The sequence below is a fragment of the Niastella sp. sgz303648 genome (assembly GCF_059587045.1).
Window position 1 is genome coordinate 429,283 of record NZ_JCAPSW010000002.1, and the last position, 20,580, is coordinate 449,862.

General features: G+C 44.4%; 10 protein-coding genes. 5 read left to right on the plus strand and 5 right to left on the minus strand.

The window, feature by feature from the left end; all coding sequences use genetic code 11:
• The first annotated feature begins 154 nt into the window (after nucleotides 1-154).
• From AC59IL_RS06410 to AC59IL_RS06430, 5 genes are all read left to right on the plus strand, one after another.
• A complete protein-coding gene (locus AC59IL_RS06410) occupies nucleotides 155-3,523 on the plus strand; it encodes a SusC/RagA family TonB-linked outer membrane protein (RefSeq protein WP_496551271.1) in 3,369 nt (1,122 codons plus the stop codon).
• A gap of 76 nt (nucleotides 3,524-3,599) precedes the next feature.
• Nucleotides 3,600-5,132 carry a RagB/SusD family nutrient uptake outer membrane protein gene (locus AC59IL_RS06415; protein WP_496551272.1) on the plus strand — a complete coding sequence of 511 codons (1,533 nt, stop codon included), beginning with the start codon at nucleotides 3,600-3,602 and terminating at the stop codon, nucleotides 5,130-5,132.
• A 228-nt stretch (nucleotides 5,133-5,360) separates the two neighbouring features.
• Nucleotides 5,361-6,848, plus strand: a complete 1,488-nt coding sequence (locus tag AC59IL_RS06420; RefSeq protein ID WP_496551273.1) for an arabinan endo-1,5-alpha-L-arabinosidase — start codon at nucleotides 5,361-5,363, stop codon at nucleotides 6,846-6,848.
• 123 nt (nucleotides 6,849-6,971) lie between these two features.
• Entirely contained in the window at nucleotides 6,972-8,948 is a 1,977-nt protein-coding gene (locus AC59IL_RS06425) for an alpha-L-arabinofuranosidase family protein (RefSeq protein ID WP_496551274.1), read from the plus strand.
• 74 nt (nucleotides 8,949-9,022) lie between these two features.
• Nucleotides 9,023-10,705 carry a family 43 glycosylhydrolase gene (locus AC59IL_RS06430; protein WP_496551275.1) on the plus strand — a complete coding sequence of 561 codons (1,683 nt, stop codon included), beginning with the start codon at nucleotides 9,023-9,025 and terminating at the stop codon, nucleotides 10,703-10,705.
• Nucleotides 10,706-10,775: 70 nt separating this feature from the next.
• On the opposite strand, the gene AC59IL_RS06435 is transcribed toward AC59IL_RS06430, so the two are convergent.
• The 5 genes from AC59IL_RS06435 to AC59IL_RS06455 form a co-directional block, all read right to left on the minus strand.
• Nucleotides 10,776-12,551: a RagB/SusD family nutrient uptake outer membrane protein gene (locus tag AC59IL_RS06435; protein WP_496551276.1), complete on the minus strand. Its 1,776-nt coding sequence runs from the start codon at nucleotides 12,549-12,551 to the stop codon at nucleotides 10,776-10,778.
• Nucleotides 12,552-12,583: 32 nt separating this feature from the next.
• Entirely contained in the window at nucleotides 12,584-15,814 is a 3,231-nt protein-coding gene (locus tag AC59IL_RS06440) for a SusC/RagA family TonB-linked outer membrane protein (protein WP_496551277.1), read from the minus strand.
• 27 nt (nucleotides 15,815-15,841) lie between these two features.
• Entirely contained in the window at nucleotides 15,842-17,302 is a 1,461-nt protein-coding gene (locus AC59IL_RS06445) for a fasciclin domain-containing protein (RefSeq protein ID WP_496551278.1), read from the minus strand.
• A gap of 99 nt (nucleotides 17,303-17,401) precedes the next feature.
• The gene (locus tag AC59IL_RS06450; RefSeq protein WP_496551279.1) at nucleotides 17,402-19,096 is read right to left on the minus strand and encodes a fasciclin domain-containing protein; all 1,695 of its coding nucleotides are present in this window, start codon (nucleotides 19,094-19,096) and stop codon (nucleotides 17,402-17,404) included.
• Between the two features lie 21 nt (nucleotides 19,097-19,117).
• Nucleotides 19,118-20,578: a RagB/SusD family nutrient uptake outer membrane protein gene (locus tag AC59IL_RS06455; RefSeq protein WP_496551280.1), complete on the minus strand. Its 1,461-nt coding sequence runs from the start codon at nucleotides 20,576-20,578 to the stop codon at nucleotides 19,118-19,120.
• Between the last annotated feature and the right edge of the window lie 2 nt (nucleotides 20,579-20,580).

Genomic DNA, 20,580 nt, shown 5'->3' on the forward strand with positions numbered 1-20,580 from the left:
CTGCTTAAAGCACGAAACAGGTTGATTGTTGAGAGCCAGCCTGTTCCAATTATTCATCTTTAAACATTCTAAAGGTATGAAAAAAAATCATCCCCCGGGGGATACCTTTCTTTACACAATACCGCGCATATGCGGTACCAAAGCTGTAAGGATTATGAAACTAACGACTGCTTTATTGATCATTGGTTGCCTGCATGTGTCGGCCAAAGGACTTTCTCAGGAAGAGAAAGTTACCTTAACGCTGAAGGATGCTTCCATTCCGCAATTCTTTAAATCAATCGAGAAAAAAACCGATTACCGGTTTGCATACAGTAACGATATTCTTCCGCCCGATTTTCTGGTTACCATTTCTGTAAAAGAAACGCCGGTATCTTCTGTATTAAAAGAAGCCCTGCATCAAACAGGATTAAAATTCGATTTGATAGATAATGAGGTGATCGTTATTTCGAAAGACATTTCGGGAGTGGCGAGCCTTACGGTATCCGGAATAGTGACCAGCGAATCGGGATTACCGTTGCCCGGCGTTTCGGTATATGTAAAAGGTGCCGCCTCTGTTGGCACCATCACCAATGAAAAAGGTTTTTACCGGCTCGAGGTTCCGCAGGATGCAACCGCCCTCATATTTTCTTCGGTTGAAATGCAAACAACAGAAGTGCCTATTGCCGGAAAATCAGAGGTCAATGTAGTGTTGAAAAAAAATATATCGGTTCAGGAAGAGATTGTAGTGATAGGATATGGTACACAAAAGAAGAAAGACCTGACCGGTTCTATCAGCACCATCGATCCGAAAACATTAAACAAGGTAGCTACCAATGATGTGCTGAAAGCCATGCAGGGACAGGTGGCCGGTGTAAGTGTAACCAGTGGTGGTCAACCGGGCGCCGCTCCTGCTATCAAGATCCGTGGTATAGGATCATTCAACAACAACAACCCGTTGTATATCATCGATGGGGTGCAGGCGCCTGTTAACGACCTCGTAATATCTGACGTTGAGTCGATACAGGTTTTAAAAGATGGTTCCGCTGCCGCTATTTACGGTTCGCGTGCTGCCAACGGCGTAATTATCATTACTACCAAACGGGGTAAAACCGGAAAATTCAAACTCGATTACAACGGCTATTATGGCGTACAGAATATCGTAAAAAGATTTGATGTTGCCAATACCCAACAATACCAAACGCTGGTGAATGAGGCCAGCGCCAACGCCAATCCGGTACAGTTGGTAAAACCGGCCAACGATCCCACTTCGGCTTTATTTGTAAAAAATATAAATACCAACTGGCAGGAAGAAGCCTTTAAAACCGGTAAAATACAGGAACATACAGTAGGCGTTTCGGGCGGCAATGACGCTGCGAAATATTATGTGTCGCTTAACTATTTCGATCAAACAGGTACAGTAGAAGGTAAAGGTCCGTCGTATAAGCGGTATTCTTTCCGTATTAATACCGATTTCAAACAGGGCCGTTTCAAATTTGGCGAATCGTTCAACTTTGTAAAGATCGATCAGCGGTTTATGACCTTTTTACACACCGGTAATATACTGGGATATATTGTAAATGCTATTCCCACGTTACCGGTATACGATAGCAGTACCCGCGATGGCTATAGCAGCGCCAGTCAAACAATACATGGTTCGTATACGGCGAATGCCATTGGCTTTAATAATGTGCTCGACAGCAAAACAGAACGTTTCCGCTTTATAGGAAATGCCTATGGCGAATATGAAATTGCCAAAGGGCTGAAGTATAAATTAAGTTTGGGTTACGAAAGAACCGACTATCGTGATTATTATTTTGAACCCATTCATGATCTCGGATGGTTTTATATAAACAATATTGCCAAATTGAACGACTGGCGCGGTTCGGGCAATACCGGTACTATTGAAAATACCTTGTCGTTCGATAAAGTAGTTGGCCAGCATGCAATAACTGCCATGATCGGGCAGTCGATACTGGAAAGCAATTTGAATTACAGTAATTCGCATGTTGAAAGCTTTACACAACCCTACTTCCCTCAATTGAGCAATGGCACATCAGGCGCTTCTGTTAACGGTATGGAATTTAAAAGTCGCCTGAGCTCGTATTTTGGCCGGTTGAATTATGTTTACGGCGACCGGTATTTGCTTACGGCCACTTTTCGTCGCGATGGATCTTCCCGTTTTTCACGATTATATCGGTGGGGTGACTTTCCATCGGTTGCGCTTGCCTGGAAATTACATAACGAACCTTTTATGCAAAATGTGCTTCCTTCTTTTGTAAATCAGGTGAAGTTGCGTGCTTCGTATGGTCAACTGGGCAATCAGGAACTTCCCGATTATCAATATGATGCCTTCATTAATTCCTATGCACATGCCGTATTTGGCAATCAGCTGGCGGTTGGCGCTACCCAAACCCAGTTTGCAGTGCCCGATATCAAATGGGAATCGAGGGTTTCAAAGAACATTGGTATCGATGTGGAATTATTCAGAAAGCTTACTTTTTCGGCTGAATATTTTCATAATATAGCCAGTGATATTTTACTGCGTGTAGCCATTCCCGGTTCAACAGGCGTGTATCCGTGGGAATCACCTTATATAAATGGCGCAAAGCTTAAGAACACCGGTTTTGAATTTCAGGTGGGCTATTCAGATAAAAAAGGCGACTTTTCCTATAATATAAATGCCAATGTATCGACCCTTAAAAATGAAGTGTTGTCACTGGGTTATGGCGATAAACCAATATATGGTTATGGCAGTATGACAAAAACAGAAGTAGGCAGGTCGGTAGGGGACTTATATGGTTACGTGATCGATGGCATATTTCAGTCGCAGGCCGAGATCGATGCCCTGAATGTGAAAGCGCCGCTTGGACAATATCAGGAAAAACAAACCGCTCCCGGTGATTACCGCTTTAAAGATATAGACAGCAAAGACAAAGATGGTAAACTTACAGGTAAGCCAGATGGCATGATCGATGATGCTGACCGTGTTTATCTCGGCAAGGCTATTCCCAACCTGTATTATGGTGTAAGTGCAAACGTTTCGTACAAACAGTTTGATTTATCGGTTGTTGGTTCGGGTGTATCGGGCAATAAAATATTTAATTCCATACGGGCCGGCATTGAATCCGGTGCAGGATGGGATAATTATGGCACCCGTTTGCTCGACCGCTGGACACCCACTCATACCAATACCAATGTGCCGCGTGTTGTTATTGGCGATCCCAATCATAATACCCGCCCTTCGGCCCGTTGGCTCGAAAACGGTAGCTTCTTCCGCATCACCAGTTTGCAGATTGGCTATACCGTTCCGGCCGCATTGTTGCAAAGAGCACATCTTTCGAACGTTAGAATTTATGCAACGGCACAAAACCTGATCACTATTACAAAGTACACAGGCTTTGATCCTGATTTTGCCAACAACAACGGTTTATTCGACAGAGCTATCGATAACGGGGCATATCCCAACCGTCCGTTTACGGCCAACGAAGCCGGCGGTTTGCCAAATCCCAGATCGTTTTTGTTTGGGGTGCAGGTAGGGTTATAGAAACAGGCAACAGGCAATGGGCAATAGCCCCGATGGTAAACACTCATTTAGGTAATGGGTAAAAAACTTTAAAGCAATGAAACTTAAAAAAATATTATTCACCGCAGCGGTTGCATTATCATGCACTTCGTGTGGTAAAAAATATCTTGAATTAACTAATCCAAATGCCCAAACCACCGGCACGTTCTGGAAAAACGAGAACGATGCGGTGATGGCGGTGAACGCCGTGTATCAGTCGTTATACTACGATGGAACTTTTTTACGGTTTGCACAATGTGCCCTTGATTTCAGGGGCGATGATATGATGAGTCCCAGCCCATGGGATGTATTGTCGAATACCGGATCATTCAGGCTGTTCAACGATGCCATCATGCAGCAATGGTTGTGGATCGCTTTTTACGGAGGGGTTACACGCGCCAATTTTGTATTGAGTAATATTGATAAAGTTCCGTTTAAAGAGGCCACATTATACAACCGGTTAAGAGGGGAGGCCTTGTTTTTACGTGGCCTGAATTATTATTACCTCGTTACATTCTTTAAAAATATTCCGCTGGTTACAAAGTTCTACGAAAAAGCTGATGAATATTTTCCTGCACAGGCAACGCCACAGGATGTATGGAACCAGATATACAAAGATTTTGATGAGGCATCGAAATTATTGCCTGTTTCTTACGGAAGCAGTGATCTGGGAAGAGCTACCAAAGGGGCTGCACTGGCTTTTTTAGGCAAAAGCTATTTATTCAATCAGCAATATGATCAGGCATCGGCTAAGTTTAAAGAAGTAATGAACCTCGGTGTATACGATCTGGTAAGCAACTATGCCGATAATTTTACCGAAACCAATGAAAACAATAAAGAGTCAATCTTTGAAATACAGTTCAGTCGTGAAGTAGGCGGCACTACATTGGGCTGGGTAAGCTCGCCGGCTGCAGACTGGAGTAAGACCACTGCGCGCGCGATCACTTTTGCGCCTGCGCCTTTTGGCTGGAATGATGCTGCGCCCACGCGATGGATCGTTGATGAATTTTTAAAAGAAAAAACCACCCTGGGTGAAGATGATCCTCGTTTGCGTGCCTCGATCTACTACAATTACCCCGGTTGTAAATTATATGGCCAGTCATTTCAAACTGTATATTCGGCAGACCTGAACAAGCTGGGTGTAAAAAAATATGGAAATGGTGATAGCGGCCGCCCCGATGAAAAAGACTGGCGTTCGGGTGTTAACGAACGGCTGATGCGGTATGCCGATGTGTTGATGATGTATGCAGAATGTGCAAATGAACAAGGCAATACTGCAGAATGTGCCAAATACATTCAACGTGTTCGCAACCGTGCCGGTTTGCCCGATCGCGAAGCTGAGTTTGCTGTTTTATCAAAAGAGCAGATGCGCGACCGCATAGCGCACGAACGCGCGCTGGAATTTGCTTTGGAAGGCCACCGTTTTGATGATATCCGCCGCTGGGGCTGGTTACAAAATCCAACCAAACTGGCTGAGCTCAAAACACACGATGCCGAGTTCAACAGTTATGTGGCCGGCCGGGAATATTTCTCCATTCCACAGGCAGAAATTGATGTAAATAAAAACCTGAAGCAGAATGACGGCTATTAAACCCATAAACCTGTCAGAGCCTGTCCCGATCCTTCGGGTCAGCGTTCTTAATTGCTGTCACTTGAACAATTAACAGATTTGTGTATGAGGTTTTGACCTGACAGGTTCTCAGAGGGCAGGTTTTTGTGTAATTGCAAATAAATATTTATAATTGTACCAAAGACATTTACGAATACCGGACTAAATTTGCCGAGCCGAATGTTTGAGGTTATATAACCGGTTGTTTGCATGAATAATTCAATATATTTAATACGATTGCTTATTGCTGTGGTTATGCTGGTAACTGGCAACGCCTGCCATAAAAGCAGCGATGCCGCGCCCGGTAATGAAACACCACCAACTACCAATTCTTCATTTGATATCAATTCCATAACCGATACGTATGCTGCGGTGGCTCCCTTCGCCAACTATGCACAATGGGGGCCTTATAATGTACATGACCCTTCCATGATTAAAAGCGGGGACTATTTTTATTGTTACAGTACCGATGCAGCTTACGGAACTTCGGTACGGCCCGGTATACAAATACGAAAATCGAAAGACTTAATACAATGGCAGTTTGTTGGCTGGGCCTTTAATGCGCTGCCTGCTATGGGCGCCAATTTTATTACACAGGCCGGCGGTACGCCCTTTCAGTCGTTGTGGGCTCCGTATATCATGAAAGTAAACAACCAGTACAGGTTGTACTATTCATTATCATGTGCAACACTTCGGCTAAGTGTAATTGGTTTGGCCACAGCCACAGCGCCCGAAGGGCCCTGGACCGAACAGGGATTGGTGGTTGTTTCGCGCAACGATTTTTCTGTTACACAAACAAATGCCATCGACCCCACTGTTGTAGTTACGCCACAGGGTGAACACTGGATGTATTATGGTTCGGCCTTCGACGGAATATATGTATTAAAGCTCGATGCAGGCACCGGACTGGCTGCTACCAGCGGCGACAAAGGCAAAAGAATTGCCCAGCGCGGTTTTACCAACAGCAACATCAATGGTAATATTGAAGGAGCAGAGATCATATATAATTCGTCGCAAAACAAATATTACCTGTTCATTGCCTACGACTGGCTCGAAACAAAGTACAATGTACGTGTAGGCCGTTCCACTTCGCCGCAGGGGCCTTTTTATGATTTTGCCGGAAAAGATTTAAATACCGAAGAAGACAACATTCCCATGATACTGGCCCCGTACCAGTTTCAGGGACATGGCGGCTGGCAGGGCGTGGCGCATTGCGCCGTTTTTCAGGATGCAGGGCAATACTACATGGCGCACCAGGGACGGCCTTCGGTTGATAAATACTATATGGACCTTCACATACGTAAAATATTCTGGACACCAGATGGATGGCCTGTGGTGTCGCCTGAGCGCTATGCCAATACACCTCAAAACAGCATTGCACAAAGTGATTTGGCTGGCGACTGGGAACAGATTGTATTAGGATACCAGGTAGTACCGGGTTATTCGGCCGAACAAACATCACCCAATTTGCAGGTGGCGACTACCATTACATTGAATGCCGACGGAAAAATAAACGGCAGTTCGGCCAACAGCTGGACCTTTGCCGCGCCCTGGCTTGAATTAAAATGGAACAATGGAGCTTATACTGATAAAGTATATGTTTCGTGGGAACGCGACTGGGAAAATAAGAAAAGTGCTACATTGGTGTTTACGGGATTGAATAATGTAGGAACAGCCGTTTGGGGCAAGAAAAAATGAAGTAAGAGGTGAGAATTGACGAGTTGATAAGTTAGCAGGTTAACAGGTTTACAGAAACGGAGACTCTAATTCACCATTGACCATTCACCATTGACGATCTCAAAACATAGAACAACATACATAATGAAAAAACGATTTGCACTTTCTTTATTAATGGCGGCAGCAGCATACCTGCCATCTTTTTCGCAGCAAACGCATACACTGGTGGTAAAAGCATCGCAACCCGGTGCAACCATTCAACCCACCATGTGGGGCGTTTTTTTTGAAGACATCAATCTGGGTGCCGATGGCGGCATCTATGCCGAATTGGTAAAGAACCGTTCGTTTGAGTTTTTGAAACCGTTGATGGGATGGACTATCAACCGGAAAAAGTTTGTTGAAGGAGAAGTTTTGGTGCTTAATCGTAGTGAAGAAAACAGCCGCAACCCACGCTACCTGCGGGTAACCATGAACAATGCCGCTAAAGATGATTTGGGATTAACCAATGAAGGTTTTCGTGGTATGGGTATTAAAAAAGGCCTGCGGTACGATTTTTCGGTAATGTATCGTCAACCTGATGTACATACGAAACTGCATATTGAGCTGGTAGATACTACAAAACAGGTCATTGGCGATACCGTATTAACATTAACCGAAGCAGGCGACCAATGGCACAAGGCTGCAGTAAGCTTTCATGCGAATGCTACTGTGCTGAAAGCAAAAATGAACATATGGTTCGAAGGCAATGGTATTGTTGACCTTGATATGATTTCTTTATTTCCTGCCGATACATGGAAGAACAGGCCTGGTGGCATGCGCGCCGATATGATTCAGTGGCTTGCCGATATGAAGCCCGGTTTTATTCGTTTTCCAGGCGGTTGTATTGTGGAAGGATTTGATTTAACCAACCGGTACCGCTGGAAGAATACAGTGGGGCCTGTTGAAGACAGGCAGCTGATCATGAACCGCTGGAATATTGAATTTCCGCATCGCGCTGCACCGGATTACTTTCAAACATTTGGTCTTGGCTTTTTTGAATATTTTCAACTGGCTGAGGACATCGGCGCTGAACCTTTGCCCATTTTGAACTGCGGCATGGCCTGCCAGTTCAATTCGGCCGAACTGGTACCCGTAAGCGATTTGGATCCCTATGTACAGGATGCGCTCGATTTGATTGAATTTGCCAATGGTGATGTAAATACCAAATGGGGCAAGCTGCGTGCCGATATGGGACATCCTGCTCCCTTCAAATTAAAAATGATGGGCGTAGGCAATGAAAACTGGGGTCCTCAGTATATTGAACGGTTAACAATTTTCAAACAAGCGATCAAATCAAAGTATCCCAACTTTAAGCTGGTATGCAGCTCAGGCACAGATCCCAATGGCGATCGTTTCGATTACCTGAATGGCGAATTACGAAAGATGAATGCCGATCTGATTGATGAACATTATTACCGCAAGCCTGAGTGGTTTTTACAAAATGCCCGGCGATATGATAATTATCCGCGTAATGGTTCCAAAATATTCGGTGGTGAATATGCGTCGCACGTTGATAAAACAGCAGGAGGCACCAGAAATACCTGGCTGGCCGCTATTTCCGAAGCTGCTTTTATGACGGGCCTCGAACGCAATGCCGATGTGGTAAATATGGCTTCCTATGCGCCTTTATTTGCTCACATCGATGGCTGGCAATGGGCGCCGGATCTTATATGGGTTAATAACCTGCAGTCGTACGGAACACCGGATTATTATGTGCAGAAATTATTCTCGTTAAACAAAGGAAATAAAACAGTTCCCATTACGCTGAATAACGATGCCATAGCCGGACAGGATAGTTTGTATGCTGCTGCCTGTATCGACTCGGCCAACAATGAACTCATCATCAAAGTGGTAAATGCATCCGACAAACCACAAAACAATACCATACAACTCGATGGTGTAAAGAAAACAGCACCAAAAGGAAAGCTGTTCACCATGAAGAGTGATTTAACTGCCTTGAACTCGTTTGATAATCCCACCAATGTAGTACCGGTTGAATCGGTTATTACTGTTAAAGGAAAACAGATTGTTCTTGCCACCGCTCCATATTCGTTTAATGTGTTGCGTGTGAAATTGCAGTAGCAAACGACCAGGAGCAGCAAATGGCAGGAAGAATTTGTTTGAAACATTTATTAAACAATTCAAATCTTGTCATCATGAGAAAAGTATTATCCTGTCTTTTGTTTGGGATGCTTGTTATTGCAATTCCCGAACAGGGCCATGCTTTAGGCGGCTCCTATCAGGCGCACGATCCATCTACCATTATAAAAGATGGCAGTAAATATTGGATGTTTACAACAGGAAACGGCATTTATGCAGCATTCTCCACGAACCTTTATTACTGGACGTCGGGTCCCAAAACAGTATTTCCTGTTGGAACCTGGCCTTCGTGGATCAACAGTGCTGTACCGGGTTTCGCCGGTAATTTCTGGGCGCCTGATTGCATCTATATGAACGGGAAATATTATTTGTATTATTCCTGTTCCACATTCGGTTCTTCTGTATCGGCCATTGGCGTAGCTACTTCTCCTACACTCGATCAAAATTCATCATCGTATGTATGGACCGATCTGGGTAAAGTAGTTTCTTCGTCTTCTGCTTCCGATATAAATGCAATAGATCCTGCTGTATTCAAAGATGCAAACGGCAAAGTATATCTTACCTATGGCTCGTTTCATGCCGGTATAGGCATTGTTGAACTCGATGCATCAACAGGAAAAGTAAAAAGCGGTGCAACGGTTACAGCAATTGGCGGAGGCAGCGGGGCCGACTGGGAAGCGCCTTATATTATTAAAAACGGCAGCTATTATTATTTGTTTGTGAACAGAGGCAGCTGTTGTAAAGGCACCAGCAGCACCTATTATATTGTAATGGGACGGTCAACCAGCATTACCGGTCCTTATGTTGATAAAAATGGCGTTGATCTTAAAAACGGAGGAGGAACGGTTGCTATCGGTACTTCGGGAAAATATATCGGGCCAGGGCATTTCGGGTTACTGACCGAAAACGGGTCGAACTTTGTATCGATGCATTATTATGATGGAAATGATAACGGTAATGCTAAGTTGGATATAGCGAACCTCGGCTTTAGCAGCGGCTGGCCTTTTATTACAAGAGACTGGATAGCCTCGGGCCAGTACAGGATTACCAATAAAAACAGCAATCTTGTTTGGGATGCATGGGGCTGTACAGGTGCGTCGGGCCAGGGTATTGCACAGGGAACATGGGGTAACTTAACCTGTCAGAAATGGAATTTTACGCCTGTTGGTGACGGTTATTATAAAATTACGAATGCACTGGGTGGACTGGCTGCCGATGTAATCAATTGCGGTACTGCTGCAGGTACTCAGCTGCAACTGTATTCGTGGCTTAATAATAATTGTCAGAAATATAAAGTAGAAAGAATGGCAGACGGCTCACATATTTTTACGCCCTTATCCGGTGCAAGAATTGTGAGCGTAGCTAATTCTTCCACTACGGCGGGCACTCGGTTAAGTTTGCAGGATTACAGCGATTGCAATTGCCAGAAGTGGTTGATTGCTGTACCGGCCGCAGCAAGGGAAGCAACCACGCCCGAAGCTCCATCTGCCGGTGAGCGATTGAATAATAATGTATATCCAAATCCTGTATTGAATGGAAAATTGGTGAACATTGTTGTTGAATCACCGGCGAGCTATATAACAACCGACATCTTCAATGCAGCCGGGAAACTGGTTTATTCAAATAAACATGTTGGATCAACCAATTTGCAAATACCTGTTCCTAAAACAACAGGAATATATATGTTACGGATCATGAACGGCAGCAATACTATAATTCGCAAGCTTACAGTTGAGTAATGTAGTTTTACTTTAAAAAAAAATGCCCGGCCTGATTTTATTATCGGCCGGGCATTTTTTGAGCAGTAGTTTACTTCCACTTAAACGGCAAATACCAGTTGTCTTTATTCAATAACCGGGCCCTGATGGTAGCCGCCATGGCCGCATTACCTGCTTTTTCGAACTTGGCTGCTACTTTATCGGCAAGGAAAGATGGGTCGTTTCTTCTGATGGCGGTTCGTAACAGGTCGGCCCACCGGGTACCTTCATACGCCAGCTCAAGGCCGCTTTCGCTGATGATCCTGTCTTCAATGGCTAATGTGCTGTCGGAACCGCCGGGCAATGCGCCCGATTTCAGATGCGCCCTTCCGCGAACGCCCACATTGCGGTGCCAGGGGGCGCGGTATCTTGGATAATCAGCATACCGTGCATCGAAGTTATAAGGGTATGCATCAAAAGTTTGCTGGGTATTGGTTACATCGCGTGTAAGACCTCCGCCGGGGTTATTGTCGAAATTATAGCCGATGCCATTGTGCACCAGCGCATACGCAAGGCGGTGTCTGCCGTTGCGGTTGGCTGCTTCGGCATAACGAAGGTGTAATTGCGCTGCCCGGTATAGGAACCATTTGCCGGGTTTCTCAAGAATATTCACCGGAAAATAAGTATCGTTGTCGAGGTAATTATATAGGTATTTCATAATTACCGGCTGATCGTTTAATGTTCTGTAAGTTAGCTTGCCGCGTGCGTCGTATGGAAAGTTGTTATCAGATTGTACCTGGCTGTTCCAGGCATCGATGGCTGCCTGGCTGGGTTTGAGCTGATAACGGCCGCCCCGGTTCGAAAACAGATCGATAAACGGGTTTTCAGGTTTGAAGCTTTTATCAAAATACAGCATCCATATCCATTCCTGATTGTACAGGTCGTCCTGGCCGCGCGCAAATATGGAGCGCCACCCGCTGTAATTCGTATTCACCAAAGCATTTTCGTTATACTGGTTCAACCGTGAATCTGCCCAGTAGGTTACGTTAATATCCGCGTTGCCGGTTACATCGGCCCATCTTACGCGGTACATGTCTACGTTAGTGCCACCGGTTTCCATTACGTCTTTATAATATTCTCCTGCTTTCTGGTAATCGGCCGAAGCGCCTGTGAAAGCGGATCTCCATAAGTATAAATCGCCCAGTAAACATTTTTTATTGATGAAGAACTTGGCAGTATTATAACCATCCACGTTCGTGATCAAACTGGCGCTTGTGGGATAAATTTCTTTGAATGCGAGCGGTTCGGTGCTTTTTACAAGCGCCTCGATCAGGTCTTTCAGTTCAAGTTTTGGAAATTTTGATTCATCTTTAACATCGTCAACTGTTTCCAGTGCATCGGTTACATACGGCACTTTTCCAAAGTGAATGCCCAATTGCAGGTATACCCATGCACGCAATGATGCAACATCGGCAAAGCGCTGGCGGTATTCGTCTTCTGTAAATTTTTTACCGGCCCGCATAATGTCGAAGTTTTTCAATATGTCGTTGCAGTTGAGTATTACTTCGTAAAAGGGGCGGGGATCGATATAGGGATTATCTTCTGTTACGGTATGTTCGTTCAGTTGTTTTAACGCTTCTTCGGCATTGATGGTAACATCCATCAAATCGGCCCGCAGCTCGTTTAACACTACATACTGTTTGGCAACACCCAGCAGTTTACCATATAAACCCAATACAGCGGCATCGGCATCATACACATTTCGATAGGTTTGCGCCTTATCAAGGGTTTCTTTCGGCTCTACATCGAATATTTTTTTACAACCGCTGCCCATGCTTATAAAAGCAGTTGCCGTAATACAAATCAATATGTTTTTTATGTTTGGCATAATCATTTTGTTATTCCTGTTACAGAGATTGTTTATAAACCAATGCGTACACCTGCCTGAACCGACCGGTACTGCGGTTCAAGTCCTATGTCGATGCCCTGACCCAATATCGATTCTGTTGAGCTGAACTCGGGATCGTAACCGAGGTATTTTGAAATGGTAAACAGGTTGCTGGCGGCGCCATATACTGTTACATATTTCAAAAAGCCTGGCTTAACAGGTACATTATAAGTCAGAGATATTGATCTCAACCGTAAATAAGAGCCATCTTCAATCCATCTGTCAGAAAAGCGGCTGTTTTGCATGGGATCGCCCCAAACTGCTTTGGGTATATTGGTAACCTGGCCGGCTGTACGCCAGCGGTTATTCATAGCTGGTAACTGGTTGTTGTAATCAGATCCTGCTTCCAGTTTATACCGCATGTAATTATAAATGTCGTTACCTGCACTGAAGGTGAACAGGGCATCGAGCGTAAAGCGTTTGAAGGTAACGCTGCTGCTGAATGAGCCGGTAAAATCGGGGTTGGGATTGCCTATCACCTGCATATCCTGCTCATCGATGCGTTTGTCGTTGTTTACATCTTCAAAACGTACATCACCGCCTTTGAATGGTACCCAGGTGCTGTTGTTCACTTTGGTTGAATAGCCTTCGGCGGCTGCGGCTTCATCGGAACTATACACGCCATGTGTTTTATAACCATAAAAAACATTGGCGGCGCGGCCTGTTTCGGTTAATATGGTGGCGCCTGCATACTCTGTTAATATGCGGTTGTTGGGTAAATGGGTGATCCTGTTTTTATAGGTGGCGATGCTGAAGCCTGCATCCCATTTCAGGTTGTATTTATTAATGATGCGGCTGTTCAGGCTAACTTCAATGCCCTGGGTTTTCATGCCGCCGCTGTTGGTAGCAACATAATTAAAGCCCGAAGCGCTGATGGTTTGTTCCAGCACGATCATTTTGCTGGTTTGGTTATTGTATACATCAACACTCATACGTATTCTGTCGTGCAGAAAACCCATATCAAGGCCAAGGTTCAGCTTTTTGCTTAATTCCCATTGTAAATACGGATTGGCAATATTGCCTCTTACCAAACCCTGCATACCCAACAGGTTTTGCGATACGTAATATTGGTGGGCGGTGAAATTGCCAATGTCGTCATTGCCCGAATAACCAAAGCCGGTTCTCAGTTTCAGGTAGCTGATCGCTTTAAAAGGATTCATGAATTTTTCAGAAGAGATAAGCCAGGCTGCGCTTACCGATGGTAAGATAGCCACTTTAATACCGCCAATAGCAGGAGCTGTTGAAATGGCTTTACCAAAACGCGATGAAGCATCGGCCGCTACATCAACATTTAAAAACAGTTTTTCATTGAAGCCATAATTTACATTGAGGTAAGTGTTCATCCAGCGGTTTGTGCCAATATCGCCGCCTACCTGCCGCAATGCAGGAACGCCAAACCCTACGTTCACCAGTTCATCGGTTGCCGAATTATAGCCAAATCCGTAATCCTGCTCCTGGTTTTGTTGCTGATAGCGGAATCCGGCCTGCGTTTCTACTGCATGCACTTTATTAAATGTATTGGCGTATGTAACACGTGTATCGTTGAATACACCGAACAAACGTTTTACCTGGCTGCCCGACCGGCTGTCGGCAATGGCTGCCTGCAATGTATCGTTCACGATGCCTTTGCGGGGAATGAAAAAGTTTTCGCGTACTTTATCATTCGTTAATCCGAATAAAGAACTTATGGTGAAAAATGGATTGACGGTATAATTAAACTTCAGTGATCCGAAAAACCGGTAGCTTTTATTGATGGCTAATACATTGTTTATAAGTATTGAGGGGTTACTAACACCCAATGTATCCACATCGGCCAGGTTGGGTGATTCAACGCCTTTTTCATTTACCTCGTGTTGGCCAAGGAACGGGGCTTTTACAAGAGCAACATACAGGGGATTGAGTTTTGCATTGATGCCCATGTTTTGTGCCAGTTGTTCTGCATAGGCAAAAGAAAGATTGGCGTTTACCAGTAATTTTTTGTTCAGGTTCATATCGGCATTGAACCGGGTGTTGTACCGTTGAACGCTGGTGTTTTTTATAACGCCCTGGTTTTTTAAATAACCCATCGACAAAGCATAGCGGGCGATGTTGTCGCCTCCGGCTACTTTCAGATAAATGTTATTCGACAGGCCATTCTGAAATATTTCTTTCTGCCAGTTGGTGTTATTGTGGTACCGGTAGTATTGCGGGTTGTTTATATCATCGGTCATCCAGGGTTGCTTTTGGATCTGCTCGCTGGTAAGTCCCTGCGACTGAAACATGTCAACGAGATAGGGCCGGTATTCGGCCGGACTCATGACTGGTATTTTTTCCGGTGCAAAATTTACTCCGGTAAATACGCCAAAGTCGATGCGGGTGGCCAGTTGCCGCGCCTTGGCGGTGGTGATCATTATAACGCCATTTGCTCCTTTGGTGCCGTATAATGAAGAACCGTCTTTGATAACAGTGATATTATCGATGTCTTTTATATCGGAAAGCGAAAGCGGATTGTTGCTGAAGTTATTGATGAGCGATGAACCAAAATCAATGTTTTCATATATCATACCATCTACAATAACCAGCGGTTTGTTGGTTGCATACAGCGAGTTCATACCGCGCATAAAAAGCGAACTGCCAATATTGGGTGTGCCCGATTTGCGAATAGCGGTGAGGCCGGGGGCATTGCCCTGCAAAATATTATCCGGTGTTTCGGTACTGTGTGTCCAGCCACCCTGTAAATTGAGTGATACAACACTATTGGTTATGCGGTTTTTGGGTTTTTGTCCTGATGTTACTACTGCGGGGTCGTAATAGGAATCAAAGTTGTCGTCGTATAGCTGAATAGACACTTCTTTATTGCCCTGCAGGGGAACATTTTTACTCTGGTATCCTTCGGCACTTACCATCAGGGTAGTGGAGTAGGAGGGTACTTTTATTGTAAACCGGCCGTTTTCGTCTGATATGGTGGCTGAATAGTCGGTTACCGAAACATTTATACCTGCTGCGGGTTTACGGGTAGCCGCATCTATGATGGTACCTTTAATGGTTACTGCGTGTGGGTCCTGTTGTGCTTTTCCCTTTTCGATGATAATAGTATCCTGTGTAGCGGCCTGGTTCTGTGAGGCAGAATCAGGCGCCTGCTGTTGTGCACTCAGCTGCAAAAAAGCAATCGTAGCTATGGCAGATACTAAAGCAGGTTTGGTTATAATCGTTTTCAATTGCATGATATGTAAATAGAATGCGTAATAATATTATTGTATGATCGGTTCCAGCCTGATATAATCGAGGAACATGGAATTGGTATTTTGATTTGATGAGGTAGGCGCCACATCTGCGCTCACCAAATACAGATAAAGATTACCACTTCCATAGGTAGTTACCTGATAATCGCCCAGATATTCTTCGTTGTATACATTGTACGGCAGCGACCGGTATGCAAAGCTGGTTGCAGTGGATGACCCGATAGCCAGCCGCTGATTCAATGTATTATTATAGCGGTTATTATAGGTTGCCCAATATACTCTGTACGTTACGGTAGGTACGTTTTTTATTTTGTAGGCTATATAAAACTTATTGGTTTGATGGTTGTACACAAACAGGTCGTTAAACTGAGCACCGGTATTGGGGTTCAACAGGGTTCGGTATTGGAGAACATTTGACGATACTGAATTACTTAGGCCTATCCAGTTATCGCTTTGTACCACATAAGGCCTGAACTTATTTTTCAGTGGCACGTTCATAGTATTCAACACATATACGTACCCGTTGCTGGTGCGATAGGTAGCGGTTATAGCCTGTTTATCAAGTGGTACTTCCACCCCGAATTTTGATACAAATGAAGCAGGCAATTGATCGGGCGCCAGGGCGCCTGGTATTACAAGGTCTTTGGCTGTATTCCAGTAGGCGAGCCAATAAGTGCTGTCCTGTGTAGTGGCTTTGTAAAATGTATCTAACCGGGCGCGTTCCGAATCCCAGGTTGTATTGTTCAAAATAAACAGGGTATATTCTTTGGCTTCATTGGCCATGTTGTAGGTTGAATCAAGAAAGGTATTGCGGGTTACCATTCCTGATGCCGTATCATAAATAGGCTGACCGGTCAACTGATCGATGCCGGTTTTTTTTGCTATACTGGTGTCGAAAACAAGCCGTAGCTGGGTTTTTATGTAGGCTGCCATATTATTGCCGGCCTTCAGCGAATCAACATAATCCCATACGTTACCAACCGGGGCAGCAGCTGCGGTGATGGTATGTAATACCCCATTACTTACCGCCTGATCTTTGGCTGCAATCGATGTGTTGTCGAAACTGGATTGGTAAAACACGGCATATTTTCCATCTAAAAGGGGTAGCCGAAGCCGGGCTGTTTGCGACTGGGAAGTATAGTATGATAAACCGGCAATATGATGCGCTACGAATTTCTTCAGCTTATTACCGTCGTTTATGATTGAAGCATCCAGCGACTTTAATGCATCATTGGTAGGAGCCCATACCGTAAATGATTTTGACAATTGTAAGGTATCGGCATATCCGGTGGTTTTCAGAAACTCTGTGAAACGGCTTAATGACTCATTGGCTGCAATTTTCTGAAACAGGTTAACCGACAAATCAGCATCCTGTGTGGCATTGTGATCCTCCCATTTCCGGGTACACGAAACCTGTAACAGGCAGCATAGCACAATGGGTAACGTAATTGTTCTCTTTTTCAATAGCATAACAAGTAAAGAATTTGATTAACCTGTGGTACATTATCAGTTTGCCGGCGGGCAAACTGATAATGTGCTTCGATATCTATTAGTGTCAAATAATCGCGATTAAGGTACCTGGGTACCATCCTGGGCAAAACGAGGTGAGTACTGGTTCATGTTTTCAGGAATGAATTGAATCATATCCAGCCAGCATCCGGCATCGTTTTTTCCGCTTTCTGTTGCTACAAATTTTAATTTATGACGGCCGGTGGTTTTGATTTCAATAGTTCCCAGCAGTTTCGATGCCATATTATTGGCGCTGCTGGGCCCTACATAATACCGTTTCCATCCCTGTGCCTGTACTTCTGCATCTGACAAGGTTTTGCCGTAGTTATAATCACCGAAAGAAAATAACCGTGGCATCAGCTCTCCGTCGATATATGTTTGGGTGTTTATACCTGAATAGCCGTTATTCGATCGCCAGCATACCCACACTTTGTACCTGCCTTTAATAATAACGGGGGTGGTAAATTCAATCCAGTTGATTCTTCCGCTGTTTGTTCGTAAGTTGTAAATATTCAGCCGGTCGTTCCAGTAGTAATAATCTTTCGAACCGGCGCTATTGCAGTAATATTCGAGGTAATTATATTTCGCGTCTCCCGTATTCCAGGTTATATCTTTAAAGTCACCGACATTAAATATCTGTGATTTACCTGGTTTTCTGAAAACCGAAGTAAGCTTCATGATCTCGGGTTGTTCGGCCACATCCCAGTAAACAGGCGTTGGGTTGCGCACTTTGATATACAGGTCGCCATTCAGATCATGCAGTACGCCGTTGGTGGCGGCAACATCACTGGCGGCACGGTTAAACAACACGCCTTCATCTACACCATTATAGGTTTCTTTATTGGCCCATACTTCCTGTTGTTTTAATGTTATAAGAATTATTTCCTGTGGCGTTAGTGTATTGTGAGCGGGGGTTATTAACAGATCGGCTATAAACTTCAGGTCACTCAAAATATGGTAACCCATGTATAAATGCAAACTGTCGTTTGCTGTGAGTGGATTGCCGGTATTACAATATTTTTTCTTCAGGTCATTATAGCTGTTGATGCCAGCTGCGGCATATACCGAATTCGACTGGGCCAATACGGTTAACCATTGGGGAAGGGTATCATTTACGTATTTCAAAACATTAATGGTATCGAAATAGCCTGTTTCTTTTAGTGCCTGGGTGAAAATGCTGTAATTGGCATTTTCTTCGAGCATGGCAGCCAGTGTTTTTTTGCTTGGTATCAGTACATGATCAATGGTGTGCAGCACGCCATTACCGGTATGAATGTTGGCCTGAATGATCAGGGCGCGGCGATTAACAATATACCGCGAAACTCCGTTTTCGTTATTCACGCCGGTAATAAGGTATTCGCCATGCATGGTAGGTACGGGTAGCTTTCCATCGGTGAAAGATGGCGTTGATATGGTATCGCCCAGTAAATGATAACGCACCAGCGTTTTCAAATCATCGGCGCTCAGATCATCAATAGAGCTTTTACCAATTTCCTTCAGGTAATTTTGCATGGCTGTATTGTTGGGTGCAAACAGGGTATACGTGCCATAAGCATTTAAAAAGGAAGAGGTGCCCGATTTGTCTAATACTTTCAGAAATTCCGAATACGTATCGGGATACTTTTCCATATAGCCTACGAGGTTGGTGGCGTCGGTAGTTGAAGTATCAATATTGATCTTTTTGCAACCCCACACTGCTGCTATCAGCAACAGTATCGAAATAACCACCAGTACAGGCTTTGACATATTTTTCATAAAGCAAGTTTTATACGTTAGTTATTTATAGAATGGGTTTTGTTCAAGGTTTTTGTCGGTTTGCAGTTCGTAATAGTAAATAGGGAAGTAGTGACTGTTATAATCTTTGTATTTGTTCAGGGCCGATTGTTGCCGCTCGGGCGGTACTGCAACTACGACCATACTTAATAAGATGTCGAGCCGGCGATAATTATCTCTTTTGGCATTGCGCAACAGATCGTACCAGCGTTTTCCTTCAAATGCAAATTCGCGTGATCTTTCTTCCAGTATATAATCGGCTATATCATCCTGATCGTCGGGGCCGGGGTTGCGTTCAGTAGCCGGTAATGCATGTCCTCTGCGCCTGATCGATTTTACTATATCCAATGCTTCCTGGCCGCGGCCGCCTATCTGGTTGATGGCTTCGGCCTTCATCAGTAATACGTCGGCATAGCGGTAAACGATCCAGTGATTGTACGAAGCATCCGAAGTGGTGTTCCATAAAAATTTTGCGATGGTATTGTTGCTACTTACAATTGAAGCACCGTCGCCCCGGTAATCAACGCTATCGGGGTTGGCATAATCTACAGTATATATATCTTCCAGTACGGCATCTGTTGCCATATACCTTCTTTTACTTGTAGTGAACATCGGATAAAAGGGATTCAGCGCCTGTGGGTTGTATTGAAATTCGAAAATCGATTCGTTTGAATTGCCTTCAAAGAACATTGGGAGCCAGCGTCCCCGGGTTACCAGCCCGTAGCGGCCCGAGTTAATGACTTTATCACAGGCGGTAACACATTCAGCATATTTTTCCATCCATAAATACACATCGGCCTGTATGGCATTAACGGTATATTTTGTTATCCGGCCTTTATTGGATGCATTGTCGTTGTAAGTGAAAACTGCACTGGCTTCTGCTGTATTCAGGTCGGCCACGATTTGTGTCAGAACTTCGCTTTGTTTGCTTTTGGCCAGTTGCTCCAGTTGATCGTCGCTGGTAGTGGCTGATATTTTAAGAGGAACATCACCAAAGCTGCGTACGAGGTAAAAATACATCAGCGCCCTGATGGCATAGGCTTCACTCAGGTACTGATCGAGCTGTTGCTGCGTAAGTGTTTTATCAACATTTATCACCGAAGGGCCCAGGTCGATCACGGTATTGCAGTAATTGATGGTGCGGTATATGATCCGCCAGTCAACAACGGTATTGGTCGATAGCAGGTTTACGTTGTACACATCAATGTCGCTATTGCTGGCGCCGGAGGCAGGCATTACCATATCGGCCCTTAGCTCGCCCCACATAAACAGGTACTCGGCTACCGATTTGTCAATAAGCGATGCATAAATGCCATTAACAGCTGATGCAAGCTGTTCTTTGGTTTTCCAGAATTTGGTGCCCACAATACCATCTGCCGGTTCAAGGGTCAGCCATTTTTTGCATGAACCGATGGTCGTAATTATTGTTGCAGATAAGAGTAAAGTATATATATATCGACGCATAA

What these genes read in the sequence shown, in the direction of transcription:
- AC59IL_RS06440 (WP_496551277.1), bottom strand. Translation starts at nt 15,814, where the DNA reads ATGCAATTGAAAACGATTATAACCAAACCTGCTTTAGTATCTGCCATA.
- AC59IL_RS06420 (WP_496551273.1), top strand. Translation starts at nt 5,361, where the DNA reads ATGAATAATTCAATATATTTAATACGATTGCTTATTGCTGTGGTTATG.
- AC59IL_RS06445 (WP_496551278.1), bottom strand. Translation starts at nt 17,302, where the DNA reads ATGCTATTGAAAAAGAGAACAATTACGTTACCCATTGTGCTATGCTGC.
- AC59IL_RS06435 (WP_496551276.1), bottom strand. Translation starts at nt 12,551, where the DNA reads ATGCCAAACATAAAAAACATATTGATTTGTATTACGGCAACTGCTTTT.
- AC59IL_RS06430 (WP_496551275.1), top strand. Translation starts at nt 9,023, where the DNA reads ATGAGAAAAGTATTATCCTGTCTTTTGTTTGGGATGCTTGTTATTGCA.
- AC59IL_RS06415 (WP_496551272.1), top strand. Translation starts at nt 3,600, where the DNA reads ATGAAACTTAAAAAAATATTATTCACCGCAGCGGTTGCATTATCATGC.
- AC59IL_RS06410 (WP_496551271.1), top strand. Translation starts at nt 155, where the DNA reads ATGAAACTAACGACTGCTTTATTGATCATTGGTTGCCTGCATGTGTCG.
- AC59IL_RS06450 (WP_496551279.1), bottom strand. Translation starts at nt 19,096, where the DNA reads ATGAAAAATATGTCAAAGCCTGTACTGGTGGTTATTTCGATACTGTTG.
- AC59IL_RS06455 (WP_496551280.1), bottom strand. Translation starts at nt 20,578, where the DNA reads ATGCGTCGATATATATATACTTTACTCTTATCTGCAACAATAATTACG.
- AC59IL_RS06425 (WP_496551274.1), top strand. Translation starts at nt 6,972, where the DNA reads ATGAAAAAACGATTTGCACTTTCTTTATTAATGGCGGCAGCAGCATAC.